The sequence below is a fragment of the Halomonas sp. BC04 genome (genome assembly GCF_000568385.1).
In genome coordinates, this window is the sequence record NZ_AZQX01000040.1 from 23,930 (window position 1) to 36,813 (window position 12,884).

Below are 12,884 nucleotides of genomic sequence, written 5' to 3' on the forward strand. Positions count from 1 at the left end.
CTCCCTTGCAGGCAGAGATGTTGGGTCAGGTTTCCAGATTAGCGCAATTGACCCGTTGGCGTCTGCTGGGTGCCCGGCACGAAGAGTCGCTTGCCGAACAGCATGCCGCCCCAGGGAGTGAGGTTGGCGAGTTGATTCAGCCAGATGGAGCCGGCAAGGCCGACCACGATCAACGATACGACATACACCGCCAGGGGCATGGCCAGGACGTCATTCACCGCGTCCACCATGGCGAAGAACATCGGGTGGGCCAGATAGATGCCGAAGGAGTACTGGTTGATGTACTTGACCAGCGGTGGCGCCGGCCGGTGGCGAAGACGAGTCACCGCACTGAGAGTGAACAGGATGAACAGCGGCACCACCCAGGTCTCCTTGGAGGAGTACTCCAGCCAGCCGGGCAGTGTCAGCAGGACGATGACGCCAACGAAGGCCGCCAGGTAGCGTGGTTGTGCGAGCGGCTTCAGTACCGGCACCTCATCCAGGCGGGGAGGATCCAGTTGGGCGTAGTAGCGCACCACCAGCATGGCCAGAAAGAACAGGTAGATCCAGCCCAGGGGGGCTATCCAGAGCAGGTAGCCGGGGGGCTCGATACCGTACAGTCGGGTCAGTCCCCAGTAGGCCATGCCGACCAGGCTGCCGATCACCAGCCAGGGGCCGGGTTTCAGCCAGCGCTCCAGGCCATAGCGGGCATAAAGCCAGTAGAAGGCATAGAACTGCATGGCGATGATCAGGAAATAGCCGTGCCAGCCGGCATAGACCAGATAGAAGACCAGGTTTTCCCAGAACCCGATAGCGATGCCGTCGTGCTGCAGGCTCAAGAAGTTGGTGGTCGAATAGATCAGCCCATAGACCAGGTAGGGCACCATCACATACTGCAGGCGCTTGATGAGAAAACCGTCGGGCGGATGGCTGGCGTAGCGGGCCGCGAACAGGAAGATCGAGATGAAGATGAAAATTGGCGTGCCGAGGACCGTGGGGATGCGAGCCAGGTCCACGTAGAGATTGTCGATGTGCTGGTTCAATCGATCAAGCAAGTGAAAGGCGAAGACGGCAAGGCAGCCGTAGAAGCGCAGCCAATAGATTTCTTCGATTTGCCTCATGGTCCTTGGGCCTTCCCTGGTGTCGAGGGTACTGTCCGGTTGAAACAGCTCCGTTGGGGTAGCAAAGATGGAACATCCTGCGCCAGAGTGCTGTCGACAGCGTGGAAGAGGGGAAATTCCCCGTTTGGGAACCGTATTTCCTACATCCGATCCCGGGCACAGGGAGTCCGTGCATGAACATCAGCCGCGCTGCGAGGCTATTCCTGGGGTTGGGGCTGCTGCTGGCTACCGCCCCGGCCTTGGCCGGAGAGGTGACCCACCACCGCTTTCCTTCGGCGGTGCTTGAGCGCGACTACGCCTATACCCTCTATCTGCCGGCGGGCTACCGGGAGTCGAATCTAGCCTATCCGGTGCTCTACCTGCTGCACGGCTCCTTTGGCAGCGAGTCCGACTGGGTCGAGCGTGGCGCACTGAAGAAGACAGCGGATCGCCTGATTCGCCAGGGTGAGATTCCGCCGGTGGTCATCGTGATGCCCGGCAGCGACAGCTGGTGGATCGACGGCTACAACGAGGCAGCACGAACGGCCTTCTTCGAGGATCTTCTGCCCCGGGTGGAGGAGACATGGCAGGTAGTTCCACTACGGGAGTGGCGCGGTGTGGCGGGGCTTTCTGCCGGTGGCTATGGCAGCCTCAATTTCGCGCTCGAGCGGCCGGAGCTCTTTGGTGCAGCCGCGGCCCTGAGCCCGGCCAGCTATCATCCGCTTCCGCCCGCCAACTCCTCGTCGCATCGCCACCCGGCCTTCCTTGACGGCAACGGGCAGTTCGATGCCGACCTATGGCAGCGGCGCAACTACACCGCCCATCTCGAGCGCTATCTGGGGCGGGGTATCGTCGTGCCAATCTACCTCAGTGCCGGCAACCGTGACGTCTACAACGCGGAGCACCACGCCCGGCTGGTGCACCAGGCCCTGAGGAGCCACCAGCCCGGCCTGGTGCCCCTGGAAGTGCTCAGTGGCGGGCATACCTGGCGGGTCTGGCGCGCCAGCCTGCCCAGCGCCCTCGCGTGGATGTTCCAGTTCCTGCAGGGTCCGGTACCGCTGGAGAGGCTGGCCCAGCAGGGCGCGACCGAAAGTCGCAGGGAGCTGCGCTAGCCGGTGGAGAAAGCCGGCTGTGGCCGCGGTGCCGGGGGGCAGCGCCAGGTAAAGCGGGGATGAGACGGCATGAGCGTGGTTGGCCTGGCGGCCGCGAAACCGTAGGCTCGGGTAACAACCAACTATCCAGGCCCCGACATGCACCCACAGCGAGAACGTCTGCACAATGAACTGCACGCCCGCCCTTCGATCTACTTTTCGGAGCCGGCCCACGTCCACCACTACGCCTTTCTGGATGAAGGCGGAGGCTGTCATGCCATCCTGGCGCAGCTGGGTGAAATAACGGGTCTTGCCCTCGATACCGGCTCCGCCCAGGAAATTCTTGCCTTCGACGGCATGACCCTGAAGTGGGAGCGGCATACCGAATTCTTCACGCTCACCCTGCTGGTCCCGCGGGGTAGCGACAGCGACCTGTGGCCGGCACCGCCCGAGCCATTGACCTCGATCATCGCGGCCAACAGGAGTCTTCTGATCAATGCCACCCTGGTACTGGTGGAAGCCAAAGAGGCGTGGAGTGGAAAGGGGGAGTCCTATGGGTTCAGCGACCCGGCCGGCTCGCTGGTGGGGGCTGGCGACGCCACGGTATGGAGCGATTTTCGCCTTACCGAGGCGGGTGTGAATCACCTGCTGCTGATCAATTGCGGCCTCAACGCCTTCCGGCTCGGTCGCATGGTGCGCCGGCTGCTCGAGATCGAGACCTACCGCATGATGGCTTCCCTGTCGCTGCCCCTGGCCAAGGAGCTTGGCACCGAGCTGCAGGGTTACGAGACCGAGCTCGGCGAACTCTCGGACCGCAATGCCGAGCAGGAGGAGGCCAACCCGCGGCCGCTGCTGACGGCGCTTTCGCTGCTTTCGGCTCGTCTCGAGCGGAGCGGCGCTCGGTCGCGGCAACGCTTCAGTGCCACCGAGGCGTATGCCCGGATCGTGTTTACCCGCATCGAGGAGCTGCGTGAAACTCGAGTGCAGGAGTGCCCTCGCCTCGGAACCTTCATCCTGCGTCGCTTTCGGCCAACCGTGCACTTCTGTGCCGCAATCAATCAGCGTCAGCAGAGCCTGGCCGAGAGCGTGGCGAGGCTCAACGACCTGCTGCGTACCCGTGCCCAGGTCGAGATCGAGGAGCAGAACTCCGGCATCTTGCACAGCCTCAACGAGCGCGCCAGCAGCCAGCTGAAGATCCAGAAGGCGGTGGAGGGGCTGTCGATCATCGTCATCAGCTACTACCTCTTCAGCCTGTTCAAGCTTGCCCTACAGAGTCTTGTTGCCCTCGGGGTGCCCGTGGTACCCAGCGTGGCGGCATCGGTCATTGGCCCGCTGGGGCTTGCCATCATCGGACTGCTGGCCTGGCGTATCTGGCGCGTCAAGCAGCACTGAGGAGGCGAGGTCAGCCTTAGGCTGTCACACGCTTGACCCTGGCATGAAGCATGAACAGCCCCAGCATCAAGGTTCCCATCAGGCAGCCAGCAGCAGGGGGAAGGCCCGGGTGCCGGCCCACTCCAGCAGGGGGCCGGTCAGTGACGGCACCGCCAGGGCACCGGTGGCTGCCGCCAGGAATATCAGGCCCGTGGTGCGGCCGCTCATGGTGATCAACTGGTTGCTGAGACCGAACAGCGTGGGAAAGATGGCCGAGGCCGAAAGTCCGAACAGCAGCGCCATCAGGGCAGGGGCAGCCAAGCGGCATGCAGCAAGAGGGCCGTGGCCAGTCCGAGTCCCAGGCAGCCGATCAGCACGACCCAGGGGGAAAGGAACCGTAGCAGGGGAATCGCCAGCAGGCGGCCGACGGAGAGCGCCAGCCAGAACAGGGTGACCAGCATGGCGGCATCCTGAGGCGGCATTCCGCTCAGGGTGCCGTAGGAGGTTGCCCAACCGGCGAAGGTGATCTCCATCCCTACGTAGAGCCCGAACATCACCATGAAGATCGCCAGCAATCCGGGATCGGGGGCGGGCTTGGCGGGCTTGTCGTGGCGCTTCTCGACCAGGGCGCGCGGGCTTGCCTGCTGCGCCAGGGGCCAGAGAAGCATCAGGCCGAAAAGTGCGACCAGCCAGAAAGCCCAGGCAAACTGTCCTGCCACTGCCAGTACGGCAATCAATACCAGCGGCACCACCATGTTGCCGAGCCCGAAGCAGAAATGGAGCGCACTGATCCAGGGGGCCGAGGCAGTACCATGGGTCCACAGCAGCAGGGTGTTGGAACCGGCATTGAGCGAGACTTCGGCAAAGCCGAGCACGAAGATGGCCGCCGTTAGCGTGACCAGCGCCTGGCTGAAGGGCACCGCCGCGAGTCCCATCGCCATCAGCACGAGCATGACGATCAATACCCGGTGGCCGGAAAACCGGTCGATCAGCAGCCCGGACACCACCGATCCGAGCATGTTTCCCAGCGCCCTGGCGGTGAACAGCACGGCGATCTGCCCCATGCCGGAGCCGGTCATTTCAGCCAGGTGAGGCAGTGCCGGTCCCAGCAGCCCACCGCTCATGCCAATGACGACAAGCACGACAAAATAGGTCAGGGTGGCTCGGGTGTCCTGTCGGGCCGGCATCTCCACTCCATGGCATTGTTGGCGGGCGGGCGATTGTCGCACGATCGCCGGTCAGGGAGCTCTTGGCCCGTGGGGTTTTTCCTGGCAAGCCGTGGATTTTTTTGTGTCTTTCGAGCGGGACTACGGCAGCGGGCCTGCCTGACCGGCAGTCCCACCGCCATGCTGGCCATTACTGCTTCGCGTCGAGCTGAGTAAGCAGGTCTTCCACGGCGCGCTCCAACTGGCGGTCGCGGCCGGCGACCTCATCCTCCGGCGTCTGCTCGACCAGGATATCGGGCATCGCGCCATTGTGCTCCATGTCGGTTCCGTCGGGCAAAAACCAGCCCCGGAAGGGGCGACGGACGGTGGCGCCATCGATCAGGGTGTGGCTGTTGGTGGAGATCACCCCGCCGTAGGTTTGCTGGCCCACCAGGTTGCCACGATCCAGGGTGGAGAAGGCATGGGCCAGGATCTCGGCATTGGAATAGCTCTTCTCGTTGGCCAGCATGTTGATCGGCAGGGTATAGCGGGGGGCGTCCAGCCTGTCCTGGGGATAGTGGCCGGTCGCCTCCGGATCCGCCCCGACGGGAAGCGTATAGGCGTGCTCGCCCGCCATGATCGAGGTCAGGATGCGGTCGGTGGTATGGCCGCCACCGTTGTTGCGGACATCGATGATCAGGCCGTCCTTGTCGGTCGCGGCGGCATAGAGGTCCCCCTGGAAGCCCTCCAGTGAGGTCTGGTTCATGGCCTGGATATGCAGGTATCCGATCCGGCCGTCGGAAAGCGCCTCGACCCGGCGGCGTGTTTCCTCGCGGAAGTGGTCATACTTCAGTCGCGCAAGGTCGCTCATGCCGATCGGGGCCAGCATGGTGCGGTACTCGGTATAGCCGTTGTCACCGGGGCGGTCGAAGGTGATGATGACCTCCTGGTCGATGCGGCCACGTAGCCGCAGCAGCAGGGTATCGCGCTCCTCGAACGGCTGGAGGTCGATCTCGGTGATGATGTCGCCCTCCCGGAGCGGCATGGGGCCGCGGGAGGCCGGCCTTCGGGAATCACTTCGGTCACACGATAACCGGCCCTGCCATCGGCCTGCGACACCATGCGCTCCTGCTCGATGCCGAGCCGGCCGGAGGGTTCGCGGAGTGCCGACACCGGGCCGGGGTTGGTTACCCCCATGTGGGAGGCGGCAAGTTCGCCCATCAGGCGGTTGGAAATATCGCTGAATTCACTGGGGGTGCGGGCGCGGCGTATCAATGTTTCGTAATCCTCGACCACCTGTGGCCAGTCCAGCCCCTTCATGTCCTCGCGGTAGAAGCTCTCGCCGATCATCCGTGCCGCTTCGTTGAACTTCTGCAGCGACTGTTCCTGCAGGTCGATGCGTATGCGGTCAGAGATGTCGGGCCGCTGGTGAGTGCCTCCCGAGAGCCGCGCCACGCCCACGCGACCATCGCTGATATACACCACACGGTCCCCGGTGGTGCTCAGGTGTTGCACGTTGGCGATGGACCCCAGCCGGGTCCGGTTGCCGCCGTCCCAGTCCATGACGTACAGGCCTTCACTGCCCTCGTTGAACACGTAGCGATCGCCGCCCGGTGTCATCTCGTTGGCCGAGTTGTGCGCCGGGGAAGCGGTGATGCGCTCCACCCTGCGCCAGGCGTTTTCCAGCTCGAGGGCCGGTTCGTCCACGGTATCCGGCTCCTGGGTCTCTTCCCGCATGACCGGCAGCGGGGAGCGGTCATCGGCTTCGTTGCGGGCGTTGCGGTAGTAGGCGGTCCGCTCCCGGGGGGTGTAGGTCTCGATGACACGGTCGAGGTAGACACTATAGAGGTCGTAGCTGTCGCCCGAGCGGTTGGAGATGAAGCTCAGCTTGCGACCATCGGCCGACCAGCGTGGGCTGAGGTCGTTGCGGGGATGTCGGGTAATGTTGACCGGCGCTTCCGAGCCGTCTGCCGGAACGATGAAGATGTTGGCACTGAAGTTCAGGTCGTTGCGGGAAAAGGCGATATAGCGGCTGTCCGGCGACCAGCGCCAGTGGGTGAAGCTGTCCCAGCCTTCGACCAGGGTTCTCTTATCCTCGCTCGCCAGGTTCATTATCATCAGGTCGCCGCGTCCCCGGCGAAAGGCAAGGGAGCGGCCGTCCGGAGACGGTGAAACCTGCCGGTCATTGTGCTCGCTTGCCACCAGTGGCTCGACATGGAACTGGACCGCGTCGTGCCACCGGGTCGGGTCGCGTTCGGGGGGCACCTCTTCGGGAACTTCGACGTCGAGCTCCTCTTCCGGAATGCTTTCGGCCTGTATCGGTTGATCCTGCAGTGGCTCCGGCACATCCACCGGGGGTGATGTCGTCGGCAGCAGGATCGGCGTGATCAGAAAGCCCGGATCCTGCGGGGCGAACGGATCCGCGGGGTCTTCTCCTTGCAGCGCGATGTCCGGTTCGTCGTTGGCTTCAGGGTCCGGCTCGACCGGCTCCTCGGGGGCGGGCATGGCCGGTTCCACGGGAGACGGCGCCGTGAGTTCCCAGTCGCGAGAGGGCCGCTCATCGGGCGAGAGCCGTTCGTGGGTCTGGCGGATTTCGTCACGGGTCAAGGCCACCCGTGCCTGGTGTATCGACTCGGTGCCATCGGTATCGTTGACGAAATAGAGCGCCAGGCCGTCGGGTGACCAGGCAATGTCCTTGTGGCGGGCGTGGGTGCCCGGCGTCACGGGCCGGGTCGGGCTCTGCTCGTCCATATGACGCACGTAGACCCTGCCGTAGGCGACATAGGCCATGGTCTGGCCGTCGGGGCTGAGGGCCGCCTCGCTGACGTCCCGGTTGATCCGGCGCAGCTCATGGTCGTCTCGACCGTCCGCGGCAGCTCGCAGCGGCACTGGTTCAGGCTCGGCGTCGGGGGCTTCCAGGTCCAGGGTGAGAAGGGTGTCCCAGACCTGCAGGATGGCGGTACTGCCATCGTGGGAAATATCGAAGTGCTGCAGGTCACGCTCATCGAAGTCGGTGAGACGATCGAAGGTCCGCGCCTCGTTCCCCAGCTCGGCGCGGTAGAGGTTGACCGTCTCGTCTTCCCGGTCGGACATGAACAGCAGCGTCTCGTTGTCGATCCAGCGTGCACTGCCATCGTCCCCATCGCGCTCGGTGAGGGCTTCGAAGGCATCGGTTTCACGATCATGTAACCAGACGTTCATGGCGTCCGGTCCGCGGTAGTGGCGACGATTCCAGCCATGGTAGGCGCCGCCGCGGGTAAAGGCGACCCGCTGCCCATCGGGTGAAAGCTGCGGCTCGGAGCCGAAGGCATCATGCAATCGACGATATTCGCCACCCTCCGGAGACAGCTGGTAGGGCCGCTGGTCACGGTAGACGTCAGCCTCGAGCATGCCGGAGAAGGTGATGACCGGCTCACCGTCCTCGTCGACGCCATAGCTCGGGTTGCGCAGGTGCTGGTCGCCGTGGGTGAGCTGGGTCAGCTCGCCGCCGTCACGACGCATGCGCCACAGGTTCAGGTAGCCGTCGCGCATCGAAGAAAACACGACCCACTCCCCGTCCGGGCTCCAGCTCGAATAGAGATCATCCAGGTCGTGGCGGGTCAGGCGGATGGCTTCACCGCCATCGGTTGGCGCCCGCCACAGATCGCCACGCCAACTGAAGACGAGCTCCGAGCCGTCAGGACTGATGGAGGGGAAGCGGGGGAGGCCGACTTCCGCTGTCGCTGCCACGGGGGCACCTGCCAGTAGCCCACCCATCGCCGCCACCAAGGCTATTCGCTGCGTCGCGCTACCCAGGAAGCTTCCATTGTCGTGCGACATACCCATTCGCCAAGCCTTTCATCCGCTGGAACATGCCCAACCAACGTAGCAACAAACCCCGGCCCCTTCGAATACCGGTGGCGAGTGCTGCCTTGTTTGACCGCGACGCCTTCAACTAGCCTTCCGGTGGACATGGCATTGTTGCCGCGAAGCGTGTTCGTGTCAGCGAAGTGGGAGCAAGGCCGAGCGGCGGCAGGGCGAACTGGGCCGCAACAGCCAGGGAGCGGGAGGCAGGTGGTGAGCGACACACGGCAGGGGCCATTGCAAGAGACGCGGCACAAGCAGACGGAAAGGGACGAACGGGATCCCTACCCGGATGCGCTGCGCGCCCTGGCGCTGCTCATCGTGGTGCTGGGGCACTGGGCGGCAACCTTGCCCCGTGTCGAGGATGGCATCCTGGTGGATACCGGCCATATCCTTGACGTCTGGGCGCCGGCGGGGCTGTATACCTGGCTGGTGCAGGTGGTGCCGCTGTTCATTTTCGTCTCCGCCGCGGTCAGCTCCCAGGGCGTCCAGCAACGCCTGGAGCGAGGCGAGCCACACCTGCACTGGTGGGCAGACCGTGCCCTGGGACTGGCGCGACCCACCGTCACCTACCTGGTGGTGCTGACGGGTTTCGTGCTCACTGCCTTTTTCACCAGGGATGGCGTCCTTGGGCCGCTCAACCACTCGCTGACCGTGCACCTCTGGTTCCTGCTGATCCTGCTTGGGGTACAGCTGCTGCTGCCGTTCTGCGTCTGGGCCGACCGTCGCTGGGGACTCAAGCCGTCGTCGGGCTGATCCTGCTCATTGCCGCGGTCGACCTGTTGCGCGCCTGGCCCACCGGTTCCGCTGACCTGCTCACGTTCGGCGCACGGGTCACCGACACCCATGACTACTTCGGCTGGATCAACATTGTCCTTGCCTGGGTGTTGCCGCAACAGCTGGGCATCGCCTGGTGGCACGGTCGTTTCTTCGGTCGTCGCACCGGATTGGGTCTGCTGCTGCTCGGGCTGGCGTGGCTGGGGCTTGCCGTGGCGGTCGACTACCCCGTCTCCATGGTCAACGGCAACGTCGGCGGCGATACCAACCTGCTGCCGCCGACCCTGGCGCTGCTCGGTGTGATGTGGGTGCAGGTTGGCCTGGTCGTGCTCTTCGAGACCCCGGTGCGCAACTTCCTCAAGCGCCAGCACATGGGGCCATGGATGGCGATGTTCGGTGCCCTGGGGCTACAGCTCTATCTCTGGCACAAGCTGGCCGAACTGCCCGCCACCTGGCTTGGGGTGCGCCTGGACTGGCCCATCGACGCCGGCATGCCTGGTGAGCCTGGGTTCTGGATCGGCCGGCTCGAGTGGATCGGGCTCTGTGCCTGATGCTAGCGCCGGTGATGATCGCCGTGGTGGCCTTCGAGCGCTATCGCAAGCGGGATGTGCCCCACGCAACCAGCACACCGGCCATTCTCATTGGCGGTGGGGCGCTATTCTTCGGCCTGGGGGTCAGCCTTGGCCTTGGCGCCTTCCCCGGAGCACCATCGGGCTGGTGGGGGTGGCGCTCGCCTCCTGGCTGCTGCGAGCCCGATAGCGACGCGCCGTACCATTGACGAACACGCTCGACCACCCAGTCGGGATCGTCGAGCGGCAGGTCGTGGCCAGCCTTCGGGTGCCACTCGAGCGGCCATCCCCAGCGCTCTGCCATTGCCTTAGAGCAGCGCCACGACACCATCTGGTCGCATCGCGAGGCCAGTACCAGCGCCGGCAAGCCGTGCAGCTCCTGGGGCGGCGCGAACCCCCTCGCCGCGGCCAGCAGCTGTCGCACCAGGTTGGCCTTGCTCACGGGGGCTTCGCGTTGCCAGCGTGCGTGTCGTTGTGCCACCCCGGGCAAGTCGTCCTGCAGCCGCGTGGTCATGCCAAGAATCAGGTGTTCGCGTTGCTCATGGCCGAGCGGTAGCAACAGCGCCAGCAGCAGGCGTGGATACTGGCGGGGTCGCAGTCGCTGATAGAAAGGGGCGATGCCGCGCAGGCTCGAGTTGATCAGCACCAGGCACGCCACTTCTTCGGGAAAACGCTGTGCCCAGCGCAGTGCCACCATGCCACCCAGGGAAATCGCCAGGACTCGATGGGGGCCTGGGATGCCGTCCCGGGCGATCTGGTCGCGTAGCGCCTCGACCATGCCATCGACTCGGGTCGGGCTCGGCTCTCGCCAGCGCTGGCCATTGCCGGGCAGGTCCAGAGCATGTGCCGGCTCACCCAGGGCATCCGCCAGCCGTTCCGTCATGCCTTCCCAGTGACGTGCCTCACGTATCAGGCCTCGCAGCAATATCCAGCCGGGCCGGAGGGGCGGCGCACTCGGGGTTCCACCACTGCCGGGCTTGGCTGGGTCGGGCGGTTTTCGATCGTGTGGCTGCTGATGGATTGGTTTCATGACACCGAACCGAAATAGCGATGCTTTCTACTCTAGCAGTCGGCGACAAATGCACCATGATTGATACATCGAGTAACAAAAACATTTTAAAACAAAATGTTGCGATGGATGTTCGGTTGAAGTTGTCAGGCGCAGACACTAGCTTTCAAGGAACAGCAGGAAGCTGTGCAGCGACAACCGACAGGTCTTTCGCTGGCATGCTATTCACAAAGGGAATTGGGAATGGAACAAGGTAGTTGAATAGCCACTGACAAGAGGGAGCAGGATTATGCAAGTACGTGAAGTCATGACGAAGCGTCCGGATTATCTCGATGCCGATGCCACCATCCGGGAGGTGGCCGAGCGAATGTCGAAGAGCAATTCAGGTTTCGAGCCCCTGGTGGAGGGCGACAGGATTGCCGGCACCGTTACCGATCGCGACCTGGCCGTGCGAGCCCTGGCCCAGGGCAAGAGTCCCGATGACAAGGCCAGCACGATCGCCACCTCTGATGTGCTCTACACCTTCGAGGACAAGGAGGTGAAAGAGGTGCTCCGGAACATGCAGGAGCAGCGCGTTCAGCGCCTGGTTGTGCTCAACAACCCCGATGACAAGGCTCTGGCCGGCGTCGTAAGCATCAGTGATATCGCCAGCAAGTGCCAGGATGACGAATTGGCCCGGGAAATTGTCAACTGCAGCAAGCATTATCATTGACAAGCCCTGGCAAGCCATCGTGTCAGACGCCAGCGCGGCGTCGCTGCTCTCGCATCGACGGACTACCGCCGCTGGCGTTTGGCTCGTTCTGGTCACTAGCTGTTACCACGCCAAAGCCGAGCAGCGATGGCTTCAGGCCGTCGGCCGCCATGGAGCGGCAGATGACGTTGAGCACGCCTTGGCGTGTCATCGCCGTTGTCCGCGCCACACGACCAATAATCTCGCCATCGGCGGTCAAGGTCTTGGCGTGTTGAAGCTGGATGCGACACCGGGAGGATTGCACATGCACCAGGGTGGATGTGTCATCGGGCCCGTGCCCCCGCAGTCGTGTGGCCAGGAGCGCCAGCAGAAGACGGATTCGCGACCTGGGTCGCATGGCGACGATGTCGAACCTGCCATCGTCGATGCGGGCCTCCTCAATACGCTGGCCCCCACCGAAAAAGGCCCCCGAAGCCACGGCAATGGTCAGCCATCGCCCTTCGGCAGTGCCGCCATCATGTTCGATCCTGGCATGGAAACCTCGCTGCACGCCCATTTTCCGCATCAGCACGGCCAGGTAGCTGAAGCGCCCCCATAGCGACTTGTGATCATGGGAGGCTTCCTGGGCGGGCACCGTTCCCAATCCGATGTGGGCGACATTGAGAAACAGCCGGTCATCGATCCAGGCGACATCGACGTCGGCCGTCTGGCCCGAGGCGACCAGGCGACATATCTGCTCAGGGTCTTGCGGCAGGCCGAGATTGCGGGAGAAGTCGTTTGCCGTACCCGAGGGCAGTACGGCTAGCGTCGCTTTCCGCTCGACGCACAGTGCTGCCGCAAGACTGACGGAACCATCGCCACCGGCCACGAGCACCCGGTCGCCTTGACCGATGTCGCTATCCCAGCCAGAGTCCATCAGGTCGCGGGTCGTCAAATCGAGAATACCCGCCGCATTCAGGTGAGCTTTCCAGAATGACTCGCCGCGCTTTCCATCGCCCGCCTTGCCATTGATGATCAACCAGTCACGCATCGTGGTATCTCCTTACCCATGCGCCCCGTGCACCATGAGCTTAGTCATCCATGTGTTCCGATGCATCGAAGATTTCTCGCTGGGTAATCAAATTCCGTGGGGCTTTGAGCGGATAACCATAGGCCCAACGAGGCGCGACAAGAAGAAAGAAGCCGTAAAAATGCCACACAATTCAGAAAGAAATGCCCCTGCCGAGGCCTGTCTACAGAGGTGCCGGACATGATTCAATTTGCCGTCCCCGGGCCCCTGGGAGACTGCAGATTTTCTGCTATGTTCGAG

At 63.7% G+C, this 12,884-nt stretch carries 12 protein-coding genes; 5 read left to right on the plus strand and 7 right to left on the minus strand.

The genetic code is table 11. The features are described from left to right. Positions 1–38: 38 nt before the first annotated feature. A complete protein-coding gene (locus Q427_RS03000; RefSeq protein WP_043510853.1) occupies positions 39–1,100 on the minus strand; it encodes an acyltransferase family protein in 1,062 nt (353 codons plus the stop codon). Positions 1,101–1,273: 173 nt separating this feature from the next. Between Q427_RS03000 and Q427_RS03005 the strand changes: the two genes are divergently transcribed. Together Q427_RS03005 and Q427_RS03010 are read left to right on the plus strand one after the other, a co-directional pair. Next, a complete protein-coding gene (locus tag Q427_RS03005) occupies positions 1,274–2,191 on the plus strand; it encodes an alpha/beta hydrolase (RefSeq protein ID WP_081785784.1) in 918 nt (305 codons plus the stop codon). A gap of 138 nt (positions 2,192–2,329) precedes the next feature. Further along, positions 2,330–3,562: a DUF3422 domain-containing protein gene (locus tag Q427_RS03010; RefSeq protein WP_043510854.1), complete on the plus strand. Its 1,233-nt coding sequence runs from the start codon at positions 2,330–2,332 to the stop codon at positions 3,560–3,562. Between the two features lie 78 nt (positions 3,563–3,640). On the opposite strand, the gene Q427_RS33190 is transcribed toward Q427_RS03010, so the two are convergent. The 4 genes from Q427_RS33190 to Q427_RS03020 all read right to left on the minus strand — a co-directional run bounded on the left by Q427_RS33190 (position 3,641) and on the right by Q427_RS03020 (position 8,505). Continuing rightward, a complete protein-coding gene (locus Q427_RS33190; RefSeq protein WP_231613362.1) occupies positions 3,641–3,862 on the minus strand; it encodes a hypothetical protein in 222 nt (73 codons plus the stop codon). Further along, on the minus strand, positions 3,844–4,728 hold the full coding sequence (locus Q427_RS03015; RefSeq protein ID WP_051496088.1) for an MFS transporter: 885 nt from the start codon (positions 4,726–4,728) through the stop codon (positions 3,844–3,846). Before Q427_RS03015 ends, Q427_RS33190 begins: the two co-directional genes overlap by 19 nt. Positions 4,729–4,897: 169 nt before the next feature. Continuing rightward, complete coding sequence (locus Q427_RS33195; RefSeq protein WP_331280522.1) at positions 4,898–5,575, minus strand: S41 family peptidase; 678 nt, start codon at positions 5,573–5,575, stop codon at positions 4,898–4,900. After that, positions 5,554–8,505 carry a PD40 domain-containing protein gene (locus Q427_RS03020; protein ID WP_197030483.1) on the minus strand — a complete coding sequence of 984 codons (2,952 nt, stop codon included), beginning with the start codon at positions 8,503–8,505 and terminating at the stop codon, positions 5,554–5,556. Before Q427_RS03020 ends, Q427_RS33195 begins: the two co-directional genes overlap by 22 nt. Before the next feature lie 237 nt (positions 8,506–8,742). On the opposite strand from Q427_RS03020, the gene Q427_RS03025 reads away from it, so the two are divergent. Both Q427_RS03025 and Q427_RS03030 read left to right on the plus strand, forming a co-directional pair. Then, positions 8,743–9,285: an acyltransferase family protein gene (locus Q427_RS03025; protein WP_197030484.1), complete on the plus strand. Its 543-nt coding sequence runs from the start codon at positions 8,743–8,745 to the stop codon at positions 9,283–9,285. Between the two features lie 26 nt (positions 9,286–9,311). Next, on the plus strand, positions 9,312–9,857 hold the full coding sequence (locus Q427_RS03030; RefSeq protein ID WP_043510858.1) for a hypothetical protein: 546 nt from the start codon (positions 9,312–9,314) through the stop codon (positions 9,855–9,857). Between the two features lie 40 nt (positions 9,858–9,897). Here the strand turns inward: Q427_RS03030 and Q427_RS03035 are convergent, their stop codons facing one another. Then, entirely contained in the window at positions 9,898–10,905 is a 1,008-nt protein-coding gene (locus Q427_RS03035) for an alpha/beta fold hydrolase (RefSeq protein ID WP_081785786.1), read from the minus strand. Positions 10,906–11,173: 268 nt separating this feature from the next. On the opposite strand from Q427_RS03035, the gene Q427_RS03040 reads away from it, so the two are divergent. Next, a complete protein-coding gene (locus tag Q427_RS03040) occupies positions 11,174–11,596 on the plus strand; it encodes a CBS domain-containing protein (protein WP_043510860.1) in 423 nt (140 codons plus the stop codon). 22 nt (positions 11,597–11,618) lie between these two features. Here the strand turns inward: Q427_RS03040 and Q427_RS03045 are convergent, their stop codons facing one another. Further along, positions 11,619–12,605: a diacylglycerol/lipid kinase family protein gene (locus Q427_RS03045; RefSeq protein ID WP_081785787.1), complete on the minus strand. Its 987-nt coding sequence runs from the start codon at positions 12,603–12,605 to the stop codon at positions 11,619–11,621. Positions 12,606–12,884 lie beyond the last annotated feature (279 nt).